Raw genomic sequence first — 18,396 nt, forward strand, 5'->3', positions numbered from 1 at the left:
TTCCATGACAGCCGAACTGATCATCGACGTACGCAATGCCACGGGCGAGAGCCCGGTCTGGCACCCACAGGAAAATGCCTTGTACTGGGTGGATATACCGGCAGGTCGCCTGCACCGCTGGCAGATGGACGGCCAGACAACTCACTGGACCGCAGACGAAATGCTGGGCTGCATTGTCCGCAACCAGCAAGGCCATTGGCTGGGGGCCCAGGAGAGCGGGATCTTCCACCTCACCCCTCAGGCAGACGGCCGCCTGCTGGCCGACAAACGTGCCAGTGTCGAACACGCCAGGCCCGGCATGCGCTTCAATGACGGGCGCTGTGACCGCCAAGGGCGCTTCTGGGCCGGTACGATGCAAACAAACATGGGCGCCGAGCCGGTGGGTGCGCTTTACCGATATGACGCGACGGCAGACGCAACGGTAAAACCATTGCAAGCACGACTGGACAAGCTGATCGTGCCCAACGGCATGGCCTTCAGCCCGGACGGCAAAACACTGTATATCTCCGACTCACACCCCAGCGTCCAGCTGATCTGGGCCTTCGACTACGACATCGACAGCGGCACACCGCACAACCGCCGAATCTTCGTCGACATGAACCCGCACGCCGGCCGACCGGACGGGGCCGCGGTGGATGCCGAAGGTTGCTATTGGATCTGCGCGATCGATGCCGGCCAGGTACTGCGCTTCACCCCCGAAGGGAAACTGGACCGCGCCCTGCCGCTACCGGTGAAGAAACCGACCATGTGCGCATTCGGCGGCCCGCAGCTGGATACGCTGTTCGTGACGTCGATTCGCCCACAAGGCATCGACCTGAGCGACCAGCCACTGGCCGGAGGCGTGTTCGCACTGAACCCCGGCGTGAAAGGCCTGCCGGAGCCGATTGCCGGGGGCTGAAGCCTGAGCCGGCAATGGCTGACACCAGGGGAATACTCAGTAAGCAGCCTTGCTGGGCATCCCCCTGCGACCTACCCCAAGGCAAGTGACCGCAAAAGCAATCACCAACGCCCCGGTTCCCAACAGGAAAATCAACTGCTGGTTGGAGCCCTCCACCAGCATGGCAATCAGTGCCGGCGTCACGGCTGCAGCCCCCATCAACGTGATGCTGACCAGCGGCGTCAGCTTGCCGGTCGGGTCGTTGGTGGTGATCAGCGCCATGTAGTACGACAGTGACAGCACCCAGCCAAAGTTGATCAGCAACAACGCCACGAACAACTGCATCGGTGTGCGGGTATGGCCCGTGAGCATGGCGATGGAAATGAACACCGCCACCAGCCCCACAGCAATCATCAGTTGGCGGTTGACCCGCGCCCCCAGCAGGCTTGGCAGCCCTGCCCCAGGCAGGCCGCCAATGGCCGACAGGCCGAACGCCCAACCAATGTCGACGCCGCTGATGCCCTGGTCTCGCGCCAGCTGGTCGATGAAGCCCCACACGCAGTAGATGGCGATCTGCATGAACAGCATGCCCACCAGCGCCGTACGCCCGGTACGTGCCGAACCACCCTGGGCAGGTGAGCCTTCGCCAATGGCCAGCAACGCCGCCGGACGGCGCGGCAACACCAGGCTGGCGCCGCAGATCAGCAAGTACCACAGGCCGAACGCGCACAAAGCGGTCACCGTACCGCTCTGCGCGGCCAGCAACGGCAATGCAGCGGAAAACAGCGAGTACTCGGGCGTTTGCAGCAACAGCATCAACCCGAACGAACGATCCTGATTGGGCAAGCGCCCCAGCGTAGACACCGCGTAGGCATACACCAGCCCCGCACAGGTGCCAGCGGCCAGGCGCACAATCAGCAACACGTTATTGGTGGTGGCAAAGGCGGTCGCAAGGCTCAACACCACGCACAGCGCCCCCACGAACAGGCAAAGGCTACGCCCGCCATGGCGCTTCATCAGCAGCGGGCATAGCAAGGTGCCCAGGGTCATGCCGATCATCTCGACCGACACCACCCAGCCCTGCTGATCGAGTGACAGGCTCAGTTGTTCCGTGACCAAACCCATGAAAATGGGTTGCACACCACAGACGATGAATGAAGTACAGGCAATGAAAATCAAGGCGGCACGCAGCAGCTTGGAATCATTGATCATGGAAGGACTCCGACACGGCATTTGTTTTTATTGTGTGTGATGACCTGCCCGGAACACGCCGCAGCAAGCGGTCGGACGGGGCACGCGATCAATCCTGTGCCGAGACCGAAGGCTTTGAAAGTTAATTATCGCAATCCACTTCAGTGGGCTTTTTAATGCAGGCCAACCTCCACTGCCTGTATCCAGAAACGCACTGCTGTCGATCCTGATAATTAATTGGAGACATGCCCGCATCCGCCCTACCGTGGTACGTCACCCAAGCCGTTAGTAAAAAAGGCCCAACCATGAACGACCGTGAGTTCATCAACGCCATCGACGCCGATGGCCTGCCGCTGAACATTGCCGTAAGCAATGGCCGCATCAGCCACATCGGCCCGCAACGCGCCAGCACGCCCGCCCGCGAAACCATCGACCTCGAAGGCCTGCTGGTGCTGCCGGGCTTTGTCGATGGCCATATCCACCTGGACAAAAGCTTCGTCGGCGACCGTTGGCGCCCGCACCAGCCCGTGGCCAGCCTGCGCGAACGCCTGGCCGTGGAAAAACGCGAACTGGCCAGCGCCCCGCCCATCGTCCAGCGCGCCGATGCGCTGATGCGCCAGGCCACCTCGTTTGGCACCCTGGCCATGCGTTGCCATGTGGACGTGGACGCCACCACCGGCCTTACCAACCTGCATGCCATGCTCGAGGCCCGGGACATGTGGAAAGGCCTGCTCGACATCGAACTGGTGGCCTTCCCCCAGGCCGGTGTGGTGACCTGCCCCGGTACTGCTGAAGTGATGGAGGCGGCCATCCGCGAAGGCGTGCAGGTGGTCGGCGGCATCGACCCGACCACCCTTGATGGCGATGCCGATGGCCAGCTCGACATCGTGTTCGGCATCGCCGACCGACATGGCGTGAAGGTCGACATCCACCTGCATGAGCCTGGCGATATCTGTATCGCCCAACTCGAACGCATCGCCGCCCGCACCCAGGCGCTGGGCATGCAAGGCCTGGTGGCGGTCAGCCACGCCTATGGGCTGGGCGACGTCTCCGATGCCGTGGTCGACCGCACCGCCGAAGTGCTGGCTGGCGCCGGCATTTCCATCATGACCAACGCCCCCGGCGAGCATGCTTTCCCACCCGTCCTACGCCTGCGTAACGGCGGCGTGCGGGTGTTTACCGGCAACGACAACATCCAGGATGCCTGGTGGCCCTACGGCAACGGCGACATGCTGCAACGGGCCATGCTGGTCAGCTACCGCTCAGGCTTCAACACCGACAAGGAACTGCGGGTGGCGTTGCACATGGCGACCGAGGCCAGCGCTGCAGTGATGGGCAAACAGGATTACGGCTTGAAGGTGGGCAACGAGGCCAGCTTCATCCTGTTCAAGGCACCGAATGCCGCTGCGGCGGTGGCGGCTGCCATTCATGAGCGGGCGATCGTGCGCCACGGGGCGTTCTGGGGCGGGCCTGCGCAGTTGCAGTTGAAGGCTACTCAATTTGCTGCAGAGATACGCCGCTAAGCTGCACCGGACCTTCACCACTGCGGCACTCCTCGACACGAAACGAAACACCCCGGCTCGTTCATCTGCCCATACAAGTGCACCAGTTGCGGTATGCTACCCTCCGCCCGCAGGCTGGCGGCCTATAGCGAACACGCTGCTATGCTTGGGACAAGTGTTCAGGCAATACGTGGAAGAGGAGTGATTGCATGAGCCACAAAAGCATCTGGGAAACCCTCCTGCAGTGGGTTTCCCCTCCATCAGAAGAGTCCTTGGCAATCGCCAGGCGGCTCAATGCAGTCGCTGAGCAAGTGCAGGTCAGCGAACATGGCGCCGTATCCATTTCGGCATCCACCATCCTGCAAGATGCAGATTTCGCACGCGCCTGTGAAGCAGCCAGGCAAGCGATTTCGAAGTCGAACTAGGCATCAGTAGTGGGCTTTCTACTCGTCCTGCCCATCCTGATCTGCGGGTTCATCTACTGCAAATACAACTTCTACGACAAAACACTCATCGCAAAATATGAGGGGCAGTCACTGTACTTGCATATTGCAATGAGGGGGCTTGTCCTCGCATTCCCATGGCTGACATTGGTATTTTTGATCGAGTGGTGTACCAAGGGGTTCTTTGGCCTGGCCGAACTGTTCGAGGACCGGGGCTTTACCCACTCTAAAGAGCAGCATCTGTTCTCGACGATGCTGATAGCAATTCTCACGGCACCGCTTTACGCCTACCTGGCGGCAAAGGTCCGTTTTAAAGTCACCCGTTACCGTCACGGCCTGAAGAACGATTTCCTTACCCGCTCCTTCATCCTCGAAACCATGCTGCCCACCAGCACCCATCAGGCATTGCTGCTTGACTCACTGTTCAACAAACGTCTGTATATGTTCAGCATGGAAGACCGCAAGGTGTACATCGGCTGGGTAAAGAACTTCGGTAACCTGCAGGATCACGACTCGAATCACGATGAGGGTTTCTCGATCATCCCCATCTACAGTGGCTTTCGTGACAAGGATCAGTTGACGGTTGAGTTCACCACCTTCTATGACCGTGTATACGACGCGGTCAAGAAAGGTCCGGTTTCAGGCATTGATGACGGCACGGAAGACCGCTGCACTCGCGCTAGCCGGGCCGATGAGATTGGCAGCCTGTTCAGTATCAGCCTTCTGCAAAAGAACATTGTTTCCATGACCTTCTTCGAAGGCGCGTACTGGCAGGAATTTAAAAAGAACGAGATCAAGCCAGACAAGGACGCCACAAGAGCTTGAGTGCCCTGATGGGTATTTGCCTGACCACAACTGCACCCCTTTGCGCTCTACGAACCGCTCACTCGGCCCTCAAAATACCAATCAATACCTCAGCCAACTCCATAACCATCGGATCCGCCGTAGGCCGATGAAAAATCGCCGCCTCAAACACTTTGATCGGCTTGAACCCTTCTTCCGCCCCCAACACCCGATGCCCCGGCGTCACCACCCGCAATGGCAACAGGCTCACCCCTAACCCATTGGCCACCGCCTCCTGAATCCCTGCCAGGCTCGAGCTGGTGAACGCAATACGCCAGCTCCGCCCCATGGCTTCGACCGCACTGATCATGTCGTCCCGGTACAGCCCACGCGGCGGGAAGGTCACCAGCGGAATCGGGTCCTGGGCAAAGCACGGGTACTGCGCACTGTCGATCCACTCGATACGCTCTGGCTGGCAAGCATTGGCCTCACGGCTGTGGCGCCGTTGCTTGATCAACACCAGGTCCAGTTCGCCCCGATCATAGGCGCTCATCAGGTCACGGCTAAGGCCACCGGTAATCTCCAGTTTCACCGTCGGATTACGCCGGTTGAACGCCGCCAACGCCTGCATCGTCTTGCCCGCGACAAAATCGTCCGGCAGGCCGATGCGCACGGTCACCGTCACCCCACCCGACATGGCCTCGGTCAACTGGCTGCTCACCGCCAGCAGGTGCCGAGCGTAACGCAGCAGGGTTTCACCGGCGTCGGTCGGGTGCACCTCCCGGTTGCTGCGGTCGAGCAGCTGGTGGCCGACCATTTCTTCCAGCCGGCGCACCTTCTGGCTGACAGTCGACTGGGTGGAATGCAGGCGGGCTGCGGCGGTGGTGAAACTGCCGCAGTCGGCCACCATGACCACGGTGCGGAGCATGTCCAGGTCGTAGATGGCGCGGTTAGGGTTGGGGGATTCAGGCATTTGGCGCGTTCAGCTTTTCGATGGGGCTGGGTACATGATGCCTGAAGCCGGGGTGCATGGCGCATTGCCCTTGTGCGGGGCATGCTTTGTACGCATGCACGAACGGCCTGTCAGGGCACCAGGGTCTTCTCGAAATAAACGCGCTTGAAACCGTCTTCCGTCCGTTGCCCTACATTCACATAGCCAAGCTTGGGGTAAATCGACAGGTTCTCGGTCATCTTCTCATTGGTATAGAGATGGACGGCGCCTACCCCCTGTTGCCGGGCCGCATCTTCACAGAAGCGAATCAGCGCCTTTCCTACACCCTGCCCGGCTGCGCTGGGCAGGACTGCGACGTTTTCCAGCAGCATGTGGCCGTGCTCGGCATAGAACACGATGAAACCCTGAAGAACCGCCCGATCATCCGTCGCCACGTACACCACACCGTCCGCTATCTGCCTGGCGAAGTCTGCGGTCATCGGGGCAGGCTTGCGCCCGATGAGTGGCACATACCGAGCGTAGGCCTGCTCAGCACACTGCCTGACTTCAGGCTCATCGGTTGCTACGGCCAGCCGGATCATGACGGTCTCCCTGGTTACCGGATAGTGCGTTACTCAAGCAGCAACGCCTCGTTCGCCATCATCGCTGACTTCGAACTGCCCCACCAGCTTCTGCAACTTGCCGGCATCCACCTTCACCTTCTGCGCACTGCTTTGCAGCACCACGGCGGTCTGGCGCATCTCGCTGGACGACTGGTTGACCTGCTCGATGGTCTTGCCGTATTCCACACTTCGCCGGTTGAGCTGCTGGATGATGGCGAACATGCCCTCCACCGCCTGGTGCAGTTGCACATTCTCCGAAGAGGCGTCCTCGGCGAGGCGCAGACTGTTGTCGACGTCCTGCACGCCCTGCTCCATGAAGCTTACGGCCTGACGGGTTTCGCCCTGCAGGCTTTCGACCATATGGCGAATGTCGTCGGCAGCACGCGAGGTACGCGCGGCCAGGCTGCGCACCTCGTCGGCCACCACTGCAAAGCCACGGCCATGCTCCCCGGCGCGCGCCGCCTCGATGGCGGCATTGAGCGCCAGCAGGTTGGTCTGGTTGGTGATTTCGCTGATCAACCCGGTAATGTTGTCGATTTCGACCATGCGGCTGTCGAGCCGCTGCACGCTGGACGACGAGCGCGCTACCACATCGCGGATCGACTGCGTGCCCGCCTGCACCGCCAGGTACTGCTCGCGCGCGCGGCTGACCACTTCGTCCATGGCCTGCTTCATCTGCTCGGCACTGACCGAAGCCTGCTGCAACTCGCCAAGCTGCTCTTCCATGATGATCATCATCTGGTGCACGGCGTCTGCCACATCGGCGGAGCTCACGCTGGCTTCCTGGCTGCGCCCGAGCATCATCTGGTTGGTGCTGCCGACGGTTCGACTGGCCTTGACCACCTGCCCCACCACTGCGTCCAGGCGGTCGATGAAGCTGTTGATCCAGCGCGCCATGTCGCCGCTTTCGTCGTTGGCCAAGGTGCTGGTGTCCAGCCGCTGGCGCAGGTTGCCTTCTCCCTCGGCGATGGTGCGCAGCACGCCGCTCATGCCATTCAGCCTGGCCGCCAGGCGCTTGGGCCCGAGCACACCGAACAGCAACGTGGCGCCGAGCATGCTCGCGGCCTCGATCGCGTCGTTCAGCCCTTGCGGCAGGCCTGCACAGTGCTGCACCAGGTAATTGCAGCCGAACAGCCCCGCCATGATCGCCACATAGGGCTTCATCAAACCGTAGCTCAGCGAGCGCCGGCGGTAGACCTCCCCCAGGTCTGCCTCGCACATCATGCCCCAGCGGTCGGGTGAGCCCGGTAACTGGAAGGTCACGCCCTTACCCACCACCGGCACGTGGCGATAGTCCGAATAACCGGGGTAGGTCACGAACAGGTTTTCACCGCGCCTGATGGTCTCCCTTACGCCCGGGTGCAGTTCCCGCGTGGAGGGGTCGGTGAAACGCAGCTCCAGTTCGGTATGGCGCTGGACCTGCACCGTGGTCCAGGGCGTGTGCACGCCGCTCTTGAGGTTTTCGCCATGGGTGAAGGTGGCGTCTTCGAAGCGCGAGCGGGACAGCGCGATGCCAGGCTGAATGGCAAGGTCGAAGCGCGATTGCGCCATGAACAGGTAGTTGTCACCCGACTCGGGGTAGATGTGCCCGGCCTCGCGCTGGATCAGATCGCCCAGCACGTCGTTGGGCACCCGCCCGCACAGGCAACCGAGCACTTTGCCCGCGTGCCTGAGGGGCTGGTAGAACATCAGCGTGACTTCATCGTGAAAGCGTGAGGATGACGGGCCGATCTGCAAGGTCAGTGGGTCGCTGTAGGGCCCGTGCAGAAAGGGGGCTTTCAGCCCTTGTGCCAGGGCTGACATGTGCTCGATACGCGGCGTGCCACGTTGGGGCCAGGTCGAAGCAATGACGTTGCCGTGGGCATCGACGACAAACAGTTCGGAAAAGTCCTCGGCCTGGGCCAGCGTGCTGCGCAACATCGCGCTATCGACTTGAGCGAGCCCGGGCGCCAGTTGATCGGCCAGCTCGGCCAGATGCTCCCACTGCTCGCGCGCCCACTCATGCAGCAACTGCACACGGGTGTGGGCGATGGCTTCGAAGGTTTGCTCGATCTGCGGGTAACTGGCCCGATTAAGGCGGCACGCCCAGCCCATGCTGAATTTGCCGGTTTTACCAAACCACGGCAGCCAGCCCTTTTCATGCGACGACAACTGCATCGAACCACTGGAAAGCGACATTATCTTCACCATACGCGACATCGAATGGCAATCTGATAGCAAGTCGCACGCCAACGCGGCAGGGGTGATTAATCGGTGATTTCGCGAGTCTGCTGCACTTGATCAGTGCAGAACCGTTGCAGAGAAGCGCAGAGCGCACCAGCGAGGGGCGACAATGAAGCGATCACACGTTCAATTTGAGTGAGGCAAATAGCTTCCGAAACTGCTCGCACATCGCACAACAGTTCGATAATCGCACAAATTCAGCCAAACCCCCTCTACTGTTGCCCTATCTTGCGGCACGCTATAGCGAAAGTCAGCAAGTAATTTCAAGCGCTGACAGGCCCCATCGCTTCACGCGCTCCGGCCAGCCCGACAACCACAACTCCAGGAACAACCAGGAGCTCGCCTTGATCAATAAAACGTACGAGTCCATCGCCAGCGCGGTGGAAGGGATTACCGACGGTTCGACCATCATGGTCGGTGGCTTTGGCACGGCTGGCATGCCGTCCGAGCTGATCGACGGCCTGATTGCCACCGGTGCCCGCGACCTGACCATCATCAGCAACAACGCCGGTAACGGCGAGATCGGCCTGGCCGCCCTGCTCATGGCAGGCAGCGTGCGCAAGGTGGTCTGCTCGTTCCCGCGCCAGTCCGACTCCTACGTGTTTGACGAACTGTACCGCGCCGGCAAGATCGAGCTGGAAGTGGTACCGCAAGGCAACCTGGCCGAGCGCATCCGCGCCGCAGGCTCGGGCATTGGTGCATTCTTCTCGCCGACCGGCTACGGCACCCTGCTGGCCGAAGGCAAGGAAACCCGTGAAATCGACGGCCGCATGTACGTGCTGGAAATGCCGCTGCACGCCGACTTCGCGCTGATCAAGGCACACAAGGGCGACCGTTGGGGCAACCTGACCTACCGCAAGGCCGCCCGCAACTTCGGCCCGATCATGGCCATGGCCGCCAAGACCGCCATCGCCCAGGTCGACCAGGTTGTCGAACTCGGTGAACTGGACCCGGAACACATCATTACCCCGGGTATCTTCGTCCAGCGCGTGGTCGCCGTTACCGGCGCTGCCGCTTCTTCGATCGCCAACGCTGTCTGAGGCCTGCCATGACCATCACCAAAAAGCTCTCCCGCACCGAGATGGCCCAACGCGTGGCCGCAGACATTCAGGAAGGTGCCTACGTCAACCTGGGCATCGGCGCACCCACCTTGGTGGCCAACTACCTGGGCGACAAGGAAGTGTTCCTGCACAGCGAAAACGGCCTGCTGGGCATGGGCCCAAGCCCGGCCCCGGGCGAGGAAGACGATGACCTGATCAACGCCGGCAAGCAGCACGTGACCCTGCTGACTGGCGGCGCATTCTTCCACCATGCCGACTCGTTCTCGATGATGCGCGGCGGCCACCTGGACATCGCCGTACTGGGCGCCTTCCAGGTGTCGGTGAAGGGCGACCTGGCCAACTGGCACACCGGTGCCGAAGGTTCGATCCCGGCCGTAGGCGGCGCCATGGACCTGGCCACCGGCGCCCGCCAGGTGTTCGTGATGATGGACCACCTGACCAAGAGCGGCGAAAGCAAGCTGGTGCCTGAGTGCACTTATCCGCTGACGGGTATTGGTTGCGTGAGCCGCATCTACACCGATTTGGCCGTGCTCGAAGTAACACCTGATGGGCTGAAAGTGGTCGAGATCTGTGCGGATATCGACTTTGAAGAGTTGCAGAAGCTGAGTGGCGTGCCGCTGATCAAGTGATCGGCGAAACCTTCTGGCAAAACGCAATCTCCGTGGCCTACCCAAAAGCCACTGTCATTGCTCACTCAGGCGATACGGATACTTGCCAGCAACGTTCCACCATCCGCACTAAAACTCCACCTTGCCCCGCCCCGCCTTGACGGTGCTCCGCCTGGCTTTGCCTTCAAGGCGGCGGGTTTTCGAACCGAGGGTCGGCTTGGTGGGGCGGCGTTTCTTCTCGGTCTTGCCGGCAGCGATGACCAACTCGGTAAGACGCGCCAATGCGTCAGCACGGTTCTGCTCCTGCGTGCGATACTGCTGGGCCTTGATGATCAGCACACCGTCGCCGGTGATGCGACTGTCGCGCAGCGCCAGCAGCCGCTCTTTGTAGAACTCGGGCAATGATGAGGCCGGGATGTCGAAGCGCAGGTGCACGGCGCTGGACACCTTGTTGACATTCTGCCCACCCGCGCCTTGCGCACGGATGTAGGTCAGTTCGATTTCGGCATCCGGCAGATGCACGTTGTTGGAGATGGTCAGCATGACATGGCCCTGATAATTGCCCCATTATCACAGGCTCCGTCGCTCTCCCATAGAACAACAGCACGCAAAGTGTGGCCGCCTTTGCCTTAGGCGCAGCGCTTAAGGCTGGACGTTGTTGCGCCGGGCACGCTGAAAGCGCGTAACCACGATTTGAACAGCACCGGCCACAAGGCACAGCACACCTATCTTCCAGCCCCCTTCCACGCCAAAGTTATCGGCGATCGTCCCTACGATCATCACGCTTACGAAGATGGCGGCGGGCAGGATCAGTTTGTTCATTTTGGTAATCCGAATGCGAGCGACAGAATGTGTGAAGCGGCACAGTCTACACAGAGACAGTGCCAGCGCAGGTCAGGATTTCGTAACCAGGCCGGTAACCTGTGGAAATACTCAAGCCGCCTAGCGGTAACCCCCAATGGGATAACATCCCCCATTCATGCATTGCGGTAACCACCCTGTACAAGATGGAAAGGTAAGGACGCTTTCTCCATGACGAGCTGGAACGCTTTTTACGAACGCACGAGCGAACGCGCGCCCTCTGTGCTGCTCAGTTGCGCCATTGATCACGCCAGGCACCTACGCCCCCTGCATGCGGTAGACCTCGGATGCGGTGTCGGTAATGAAACCTTGCAACTGATCCAGGCTGGCTGGCAGGTGCTGGCCATCGATAAAGAACCTGAGGCCATCGCTCGAACCGCCAATAAATGCTCAATGGATGAGGCTCGAATGCTGGACGCCAAGGTGGCAGACTTTGAGTACCTTGCCGAGCTACCGCCTTCAAGCCTGATTCATGCCGGGCTTGCCCTTCCCTTTTGCCACCCTGGGCGATTCGATCACCTGTGGAATCTGATTTTCAAAACGCTGATCCCCGGTGGTGTCTTTGCGGGTCATTTCTTTGGGCTAAGGCACGGCTGGACTAGCCAGGGGCATATGTCGTTTCATAGCGTTGAAAATGTTCAGGCGCTTGCTGCGGGGTTGGAAACCGTCCTGCTGCGCGAAACCGAATCAGCCATGGTCATCGATTCCGGAACGGTGAACTGGCATCGGATTGATGTGATTCTGCGCAAGGCATGATGCCGAAGCCCTGAGAAGATCTGGGCTTTTCTGGACTTGGAAGTCGTTGGCCTTGCTGGAATCAGGCCCTCTGTCTTCAGAGGCTCATTTTACAGACCCCAAAAACGCAAAAAGCCCTGAATAATCAGGGCTTTGAATATGGCGGAAGCGTAGAGATTCGAACTCAACATATTGGCGCTGGCATCGCTGGAGGCCTTGATTTACGTGAGGTAGAGAGCGGGTGAGCGCGCATTTGTGTTCCCAGAGTGTTCCCAGCTCTTGTGTAGGCGTCACCCTGCCACCCCTCCCCCCATGGAGATTTTCCATTTCATGTTGACCCATCAAAAAAAGGTAATTTTGGTAATCGATTTTTAGAACAGCCGTGAAAGCCTTGTAAATCAATGGCTTGAGAGAAATACATAAAGGTAATTTTTTAGTAATCAGTAGGTAATCCAATTACCCAAACCGTTGGTTGGATCGGGGAATCCTCAACCCCAGTAAAATCAAGGGGTTAGCAAAAAATTACCTTTTCACTTACCGTTTCTTACCTTTTTTGGTAATCGCTACAAGCCACGAATTCCGTGGTCTGGGAGGTGATCGATAAGGGGGGATTACCAAAATTACCTATTTTTGAAACTCCAACTCAGAAATGCTGGAGCTGTCCTGGAACATCCAGGCATTGGCCGCAGAAAACACCATCACTGCAGGGATTCGCAGAACGCTGAGGTCCCCCATTCTCTGCCAGACCCCAGACACTGGGCGGCTTACCTCTGGCTGCAGGGGCGCAGAAATTCCGACACGTTTAGCCCGCAGGCGTGGCGGGGGGACGAGGGCGCGCGCCGGGGTCAGCCCGAGCAGATTTGAATCGAAGCGATTAGACTGGGCCATCACTCACACGATGGAGCGTGACCATGCATGACTCTTCACCTGGCCTGGCCGGCTCGCAGTACTGGTCCAGCACCGAACGCGACGACACTGATGAAGGCGATCCTGGCGTCATCGGCCAACAAGGCTTGCCCCTGGCAAATGTGATGCGACTTGAAAACCTGAAGAGGTGCCTTGAGCAGGCAGTCGATTCCAAAACCGTTGAGCACTACGCAGCGCGGATCGCAGGCTACCTGGACGGAGTCAATGACAGTGGCCAGCAGGTGGCAGCCGCCAACCTCGCCCCGTTCTTTGAACAACAGGTAGCACTTGCAATGGGTCGGGTGCAGTCATGAGAAATAGCCCAGTTGGCGGGGATGACGAGCTGATCCCTGGACTTGTCCTGCCTGCTGGATGGGCCGCCGAACTACGCAAGCTCTTGGCCCGCATCGAGAATGCCAGGACCAAGACGGACTGCTCGCTCGCCCTGGAGCGTGCGACGGGGGTGATAATTGGTCTTGAGCTGGCCAAAGCGCGTGACCCGGCGACCATCGAGCAGCTTTATCTACTGGTTGCAGGTGTAGGACATGCTCGCTTCGAGCAACTGAAATCTGAAGCCTCTTGAAGGGTCGAAGTGCCCGATTCATTGGGTCGAACCGGTGATTTGAGTAGCTTGAAAGGTGCACCAGTGATAAGATTTGCTGGGGTTTTTCATGCTGAAGCCCCACACATTTTCAGGTCCTCCGGACGCAAAAAAGCCGCCTCGATGGGCGGCTTTTCTGCATTCGGTTTCTCAGTTTACGTTGCCGGCGGGAACCTCATATGGCTGGAAACGGATCACCTCTTCACCCAACCAATCATTGATCTGCAACAGCCTGGCCTGTTCCGGCTCTAATTCGTTCATGGCCCAAACCTGAGTGGCGTCACGAACCGAGCCGAAGCCGCCCGCGTTTTGCGGAACCACGCCCATCAGTTGGGGCGGTATACGCAGCATGGCCAGCTGGTCGTCGCGACTGATGTTCTTGATCGCGCCGAAGTCATCCTTCGCCGCCACCTCGCTGATCGGGATCAGCTGAATGCCGTCCTTCTTGCCATTGGGCGCGTACATGAACAGGTTGCGGAAGTTGCCCGGGCCCTTGCTGCTCTTCATCGCCGTGCGCAGGTCGTCGACAAAGTCTTCGTTCTGGGCTGCGTCGGTCATGTACAGAATGAAGCCCGCATGGCTCCCGTTTTGGTAGTACTTCCGGCGGAACAGGGTGGCCGACTCATTGAGCAACGCGGCCTGCAGCGCTGGCAACCACTCCGGCAGGCCATACACCTCCTGGTTGATATCAGCCACCCGCAAGTGGCAGATACTGCCCGCCCTGAACTCATGCTCATCACGCCAACCTCGCACCTGGTAATAGGTCTCCAGATCCGCACCACGGCGCATGTATTTGGCCAGGCAGGGTCGAAGCCCCATCGCCCGGCCCAGCATGTTGTCGCGCTTTTCCAGGTAAAGATTGCCCGACCACCCAAGGTCCATGACGATCTGCTCGAACGCCTGGCGCGTCAGCAGCCTGTGGGGGATGAATGTCCGGGCCAAGGCGTTGCGTTTGAAGATCAGCCCAGACTGCAGGTAGACGCTGGCCTTCGACGACCGGGCCAGTCCATCCAGAGATACTGGTGGCTCATACCATCGGCCGTTGCTGTAGCACTCCAGGTAATCCAGGATCTCGCGCCCGTCCAGGACCGGTACCGGATCGCCAAAGGTAAAAGCCTCGGCCCGGGCACTGGGGTTGGCGAGCAGCTCGCCGGTGGGCCCCGGCGCGGCGCCGGCCAGATCGGTGTTGCCCATCAGAAGATCTCCATGATGCGAGTATTGGTTGCGGTTTGCCCTTCAAGCGGCTCGTTGTGCAATGCGTGGAAAAGCGCCCAGGCTAAGTCGGCGTGGCCGGTGGCTTCGTTCCGGCCCGCGGTGTATGTGAATTGGCGACCACCAGGTGTGATGGTTTTGCGAATAGCCATGAGGGACTGCGCCACGTCTGTTGCGCCGGCATCGAACTCCAGACGGCCTTTGCTTATGACGTCCCACGCCTTCATGACCAAGCGGGTCTTAACCTCGGGGCTGTAGGTGAAGGTGCGAAGCGCCGGGAAGAACTGACGCACCAGTTGGGCCACGGCGCTGCCCATACCCGTGGTGTCGATGCCGATATAGGTAACGTTGTAGCGCCGGGTGATCTGGCGGATCGTCTCAGCCTGGGAATTGAAGTCCATCCCGCGGAACTGATGCTTTTCCAGCAGGAAGAACTTACCGCCCGGTACCAGGGGCGGAGCGAGTACCACCAGTCCGGCCGAGTCACCGGTTTCTGCCGGGTCATATCCAACCCACACCGGGCGCTCACCGTATGGCCTGGCAGAAAACGGGCTGTAACCCGGCCAATCCCAGCTTTCCACCATGCAGGGCTGCAGCATGCTGAGTGGGAAAATGCTCGCACCGTCGTCCACAAACTGACACATGAGCAGGTTCTGAAAGGCTGCCGCGTCGTACTCCAGCCGCAGCTCGTCCAGGTCGAACAGATCACAACCCCGGGCTTCGGCGTCCATGATCGTGACGATTTGCCGCCAGATCTTGTCCTCACACAGCCGGCCTTGCTGCAGCGCCTCGTGGGTAACGTCCAGCTGGATGTGCTGGGCAGTGGGCTTACCCTTGTTGATACGCTCGCCGGTCCACCAGGTGTAAGCCGGGTGGGCCATGCTGCTCGGCGTCGAGAAGTAGGTTTTCCGCCACTTCTTGTGCAAGGCCATGCCGGAGGCCACCTTGTTGATCTCGGCGAAGCCATGAACCCAGAAGAACTCGTCGAAGTAGAAGTTGCCGGAGCGGCCCTGGGCAGTACGGAAGTTGGTGCCAAGGAAGTGCAGCTCGGCGTTGTTCCATAGCACGATGGGGTCACCGGTCAGCTTGATGCCCAGCACCTCATTGAGGAACGCCTGCATGTACGTCTTGAACTGGTGAGCCTGTGCCTTACTGGCGGACAGGAAAATCTGGTTCCGGCCGGTGGTGATGGCGTCGATCAGCGCTTCCCGGGCAAAGTAGAAGGTGGCACCGATCTGCCGGCTCTTGAGGATCATCCTGGTGCGCTGGTTACCGGCGCGGTACCAGTCGAGCTGGTAATCGAAGCAGCTGTCGCGGAAGGCATCGACGAGTTTCTCGATCTGCTCTTCGTCCAGCTCGTTGCGTTTGGGCTGCTTCTTCGGCCCCTCGTTGCGCTTGGCGATGTTGGGGTTAAGGTCGGTTTCAGTGCCGCCGCCCTGGTAACGCTGAATACGTGCCTGCCGCTCCAGCTGCCGGTGCAGGAGGTCGATTTCCTTGAAGTCGCCGCTGGTCTTCTCGTCCTTGAGGATCAGTTGAACGAGACGCGCCTCAAGGGCGCCACCGATCCGCTCGACATTGTCCGCCCGGTCCCACTCGTCGCGGGCTTTCCAGCTATGGACGGTTTTCTCTTTCTCGCCCAGGTGATCGGCGATATCGGTGACGCGCCAACCCGTCCAATACATGAACTTGGCTTGGCGGCGGGGATCGGTCGTGGGTTGGTCGGTAGTCTTCATGGCGCCGATGCTGCCGCTCGCGCGCGCGTTCACCCACTGGCGCCCCCTGTAGCCCGCAGGCCTACAAGTGCGGCGCGTTGCCGTATAGCAGCCCGCTGCGGACCATGCCCCTCATCGCAAGGCACAACGCCACCGCAATGAGGACATCCCCCCATGGCCGCAAAAAAGTTCCGCAGCAAGTTCTTCCGCGTCGCCGTTGAAGGCGCAACCACCGACGGTCGTACCATCGAGCGTCAGTGGCTGGTGGATGCTGCCGAAACCTACAACGTCAACACCTACGGCGCTCGCGTCTGGCTGGAGCACTTCCGCAGCGCGCTGCCAGATGGGCCGTTCAAGGCCTACGGCGATGTCGTGGCGTTGAAGACCGAAGAAGTCGAGATCGCCGGCAAGAAGAAACTGGCCCTGTTTGCGCAGATCGAGCCTACCGCCGACCTGATCGCCCTGAACAAAGCCCGACAGAAGATTTACACCAGTATCGAGATCCGTCCGAAGTTCGCCGACAGCGGTCGCGCGTACCTGGACGGCATTGCCGTTACCGACACCCCGGCCAGCCTGGGCACCGAGATGCTCACCTTCAGCGCCCAGCATCCTGACGCCAACCCACTCAAGTCGCGAAAAAATGACCCGGACAACCTGTTCTCCGAGGCCATCGAGATCGCGTTGGAATTCGAGGAAGTCACCGACAGCGAGAGCAAGGTCGCCGGCCTGTTCTCCCGGGTGATGGACGCCCTCGGCAAGAGCAAGGACAAAGCCGTCAAGGACGACGCCCAGTTCTCCGAGCTGACTGAGGCCATCGAGGCGCTGGCCACGCACGCCAAGGAACAGGGCGAGGCGTTCACCGAAGAAGTGGCCGCCCGCACTGGCCTGGTCGAGAAGGTCGACAAGCTGACCACCGACTTCAACGACCTGGTCAAGCGCCTCGGCGATACCGAAGACCACAGCCAAAAAACGCGTCCGCCGGCCACCGGTGGCGACGGCAAAGTGCTGACCCCGTTCTGAACCCATCCAGCCTGAACACCCGGAGAACACCCAATGCGTAACGCAACCCGCATCGCCTTTACCGCCCTGGCCGCGCAAATTGCGCTGGTCAATGGGGTGGCCAGTGCCACCGAAAAATTCAACGTCGCGCCGACCGTGCAGCAGACCCTGGAAAAGGCCACTCAGGAGTCCTCGGCATTCCTGAAAGCGATCAACATTATTGGCGTCGATGAGCAGCAAGGCGAAGCCCTGCTCGCAGGCGTCAACGGCCCGGTGGCCAGCCGCACCAACACCGGTGCGGGTAATCGCCGCAATCCGGCCAACGTCGCTGAGATGTCCAAAGACAGCTACAGCTGCGTTCAGACCAACTTCGATACGTCGTTCCCCTACGCGCTGCTCGATGCCTGGGCGAAGTTCCCGGAGTTCCAGGTGCTGCTGACCAACGCCATCATCGAGCGGCAGGCACTTGACCGCATAATGATCGGCTTCAACGGCAAGCTGGTGGCAGTTGCTACCGACCGCGCTGCCAACCCGCTGCTGCAGGACGTCAACAAAGGCTGGCTGCAGAAAATCCGCGAAGGTGCGGCCGATCGCGTCCTGGACGAGGGCGCTGTCGCGGGCAAAGTCCGCGTGGGCGCGACCAAAGTCGTCAAAGTGGCCGGGGTCGATACAGAGATCAGCGGTGACTATCAGACCTTGGACGGTGTGGTATTCGACGCCATCCAGATGCTTGACCCATGGCATCGTGCTCGCCCGGACCTGGTCGTCCTGGTCAGCCGTGACCTGATGCACGAGAAGTTGCTCAAGGCTGTGGAAAAGGGGGCGGCCTCCAACCAGGAAGAGAACGCGTCGCAGGAAATCGTCAGCCGCGCGCGTCTGGGTGGTCTGCCAGTGGTCGACGCCCCGTTCCTGCCAGCCGGCACCGTGCTGGTCACCTTCCTGAAGAACCTGTCGATTTACTGGCAGGAAGGCGCCCGTCGCCGTCACCTCAAGGACGAGCCTGAGTTCGACCGGATTGCTGACTACCAGTCCAGCAACGATGCCTACGTCATCGAGGACTTCGGCGCCGTTGCCCTGGTGGAGAACATCGAAGCCTTGACCTACCCGGCACCGACCGAGGCGTAACCC

The 18,396-nt window shown here is 60.3% G+C and carries 20 protein-coding genes; 11 read left to right on the forward strand and 9 right to left on the reverse strand.

Going from position 1 to position 18,396, the window contains the following annotated elements; genetic code table 11:
• The first annotated feature begins 4 nt into the window (after positions 1-4).
• Complete coding sequence (locus tag QQ992_RS18140) at positions 5-898, forward strand: SMP-30/gluconolactonase/LRE family protein (protein WP_286110573.1); 894 nt, start codon at positions 5-7, stop codon at positions 896-898.
• Between the two features lie 36 nt (positions 899-934).
• Here QQ992_RS18140 and QQ992_RS18145 read toward each other — a convergent pair whose 3' ends face one another.
• Positions 935-2,089 carry an MFS transporter gene (locus QQ992_RS18145; RefSeq protein ID WP_286110574.1) on the reverse strand — a complete coding sequence of 385 codons (1,155 nt, stop codon included), beginning with the start codon at positions 2,087-2,089 and terminating at the stop codon, positions 935-937.
• Between the two features lie 284 nt (positions 2,090-2,373).
• On the opposite strand from QQ992_RS18145, the gene QQ992_RS18150 reads away from it, so the two are divergent.
• From QQ992_RS18150 to QQ992_RS18160, 3 genes are all read left to right on the forward strand, one after another.
• Entirely contained in the window at positions 2,374-3,591 is a 1,218-nt protein-coding gene (locus QQ992_RS18150) for an amidohydrolase family protein (RefSeq protein WP_286110575.1), read from the forward strand.
• A 188-nt stretch (positions 3,592-3,779) separates the two neighbouring features.
• Positions 3,780-3,995, forward strand: a complete 216-nt coding sequence (locus QQ992_RS18155; protein ID WP_286110576.1) for a hypothetical protein — start codon at positions 3,780-3,782, stop codon at positions 3,993-3,995.
• Positions 3,996-4,004: 9 nt separating this feature from the next.
• Entirely contained in the window at positions 4,005-4,838 is an 834-nt protein-coding gene (locus tag QQ992_RS18160) for a hypothetical protein (protein WP_286110577.1), read from the forward strand.
• A gap of 58 nt (positions 4,839-4,896) precedes the next feature.
• On the opposite strand, the gene QQ992_RS18165 is transcribed toward QQ992_RS18160, so the two are convergent.
• The 3 genes from QQ992_RS18165 to QQ992_RS18175 all read right to left on the reverse strand — a co-directional run bounded on the left by QQ992_RS18165 (position 4,897) and on the right by QQ992_RS18175 (position 8,549).
• The gene (locus QQ992_RS18165) at positions 4,897-5,769 is read right to left on the reverse strand and encodes a LysR substrate-binding domain-containing protein (RefSeq protein WP_286110578.1); all 873 of its coding nucleotides are present in this window, start codon (positions 5,767-5,769) and stop codon (positions 4,897-4,899) included.
• A gap of 110 nt (positions 5,770-5,879) precedes the next feature.
• Positions 5,880-6,329, reverse strand: coding sequence for a GNAT family N-acetyltransferase (locus QQ992_RS18170; protein WP_286110579.1), 450 nt, complete (start codon positions 6,327-6,329; stop codon positions 5,880-5,882).
• A 33-nt stretch (positions 6,330-6,362) separates the two neighbouring features.
• Complete coding sequence (locus QQ992_RS18175; protein ID WP_433963090.1) at positions 6,363-8,549, reverse strand: methyl-accepting chemotaxis protein; 2,187 nt, start codon at positions 8,547-8,549, stop codon at positions 6,363-6,365.
• A gap of 368 nt (positions 8,550-8,917) precedes the next feature.
• Between QQ992_RS18175 and QQ992_RS18180 the strand changes: the two genes are divergently transcribed.
• Together QQ992_RS18180 and QQ992_RS18185 are read left to right on the forward strand one after the other, a co-directional pair.
• A complete protein-coding gene (locus tag QQ992_RS18180) occupies positions 8,918-9,613 on the forward strand; it encodes a 3-oxoacid CoA-transferase subunit A (protein ID WP_026020319.1) in 696 nt (231 codons plus the stop codon).
• 8 nt (positions 9,614-9,621) lie between these two features.
• Positions 9,622-10,263: a 3-oxoacid CoA-transferase subunit B gene (locus QQ992_RS18185; RefSeq protein WP_286110581.1), complete on the forward strand. Its 642-nt coding sequence runs from the start codon at positions 9,622-9,624 to the stop codon at positions 10,261-10,263.
• Between the two features lie 108 nt (positions 10,264-10,371).
• Here the strand turns inward: QQ992_RS18185 and arfB are convergent, their stop codons facing one another.
• Both arfB and QQ992_RS18195 read right to left on the reverse strand, forming a co-directional pair.
• Positions 10,372-10,785, reverse strand: a complete 414-nt coding sequence (arfB, locus tag QQ992_RS18190; RefSeq protein ID WP_286110582.1) for an alternative ribosome rescue aminoacyl-tRNA hydrolase ArfB — start codon at positions 10,783-10,785, stop codon at positions 10,372-10,374.
• A 99-nt stretch (positions 10,786-10,884) separates the two neighbouring features.
• Positions 10,885-11,064 carry a hypothetical protein gene (locus tag QQ992_RS18195; RefSeq protein ID WP_164524790.1) on the reverse strand — a complete coding sequence of 60 codons (180 nt, stop codon included), beginning with the start codon at positions 11,062-11,064 and terminating at the stop codon, positions 10,885-10,887.
• A 210-nt stretch (positions 11,065-11,274) separates the two neighbouring features.
• On the opposite strand from QQ992_RS18195, the gene QQ992_RS18200 reads away from it, so the two are divergent.
• Entirely contained in the window at positions 11,275-11,859 is a 585-nt protein-coding gene (locus QQ992_RS18200) for a class I SAM-dependent methyltransferase (protein WP_286110583.1), read from the forward strand.
• An 84-nt stretch (positions 11,860-11,943) separates the two neighbouring features.
• Here the strand turns inward: QQ992_RS18200 and QQ992_RS18205 are convergent, their stop codons facing one another.
• Complete coding sequence (locus QQ992_RS18205) at positions 11,944-12,294, reverse strand: hypothetical protein (RefSeq protein WP_286110584.1); 351 nt, start codon at positions 12,292-12,294, stop codon at positions 11,944-11,946.
• 455 nt (positions 12,295-12,749) lie between these two features.
• Here QQ992_RS18205 and QQ992_RS18210 point away from each other — a divergent pair, with 455 nt between their 5' ends.
• Positions 12,750-13,058, forward strand: a complete 309-nt coding sequence (locus QQ992_RS18210; protein ID WP_286110585.1) for a hypothetical protein — start codon at positions 12,750-12,752, stop codon at positions 13,056-13,058.
• Complete coding sequence (locus QQ992_RS18215) at positions 13,055-13,327, forward strand: hypothetical protein (RefSeq protein ID WP_286110586.1); 273 nt, start codon at positions 13,055-13,057, stop codon at positions 13,325-13,327. The genes QQ992_RS18210 and QQ992_RS18215 overlap by 4 nt, the downstream gene beginning before the upstream one ends.
• Before the next feature lie 168 nt (positions 13,328-13,495).
• Here QQ992_RS18215 and QQ992_RS18220 read toward each other — a convergent pair whose 3' ends face one another.
• Positions 13,496-14,539, reverse strand: coding sequence for a phage portal protein (locus QQ992_RS18220; protein WP_286110587.1), 1,044 nt, complete (start codon positions 14,537-14,539; stop codon positions 13,496-13,498).
• Complete coding sequence (locus QQ992_RS18225) at positions 14,539-16,290, reverse strand: terminase ATPase subunit family protein (protein WP_286110588.1); 1,752 nt, start codon at positions 16,288-16,290, stop codon at positions 14,539-14,541. Before QQ992_RS18225 ends, QQ992_RS18220 begins: the two co-directional genes overlap by 1 nt.
• 153 nt (positions 16,291-16,443) lie before the next feature.
• Here QQ992_RS18225 and QQ992_RS18230 point away from each other — a divergent pair, with 153 nt between their 5' ends.
• Together QQ992_RS18230 and QQ992_RS18235 are read left to right on the forward strand one after the other, a co-directional pair.
• Positions 16,444-17,289, forward strand: a complete 846-nt coding sequence (locus QQ992_RS18230) for a GPO family capsid scaffolding protein (RefSeq protein WP_286110589.1) — start codon at positions 16,444-16,446, stop codon at positions 17,287-17,289.
• Between the two features lie 33 nt (positions 17,290-17,322).
• On the forward strand, positions 17,323-18,393 hold the full coding sequence (locus tag QQ992_RS18235; protein ID WP_286110590.1) for a phage major capsid protein, P2 family: 1,071 nt from the start codon (positions 17,323-17,325) through the stop codon (positions 18,391-18,393).
• Positions 18,394-18,396: the final 3 nt, after the last annotated feature.

The organism is Pseudomonas kurunegalensis (assembly GCF_030291635.1).
In the GTDB taxonomy this organism is placed as follows: domain Bacteria; phylum Pseudomonadota; class Gammaproteobacteria; order Pseudomonadales; family Pseudomonadaceae; genus Aquipseudomonas; species Aquipseudomonas monteilii.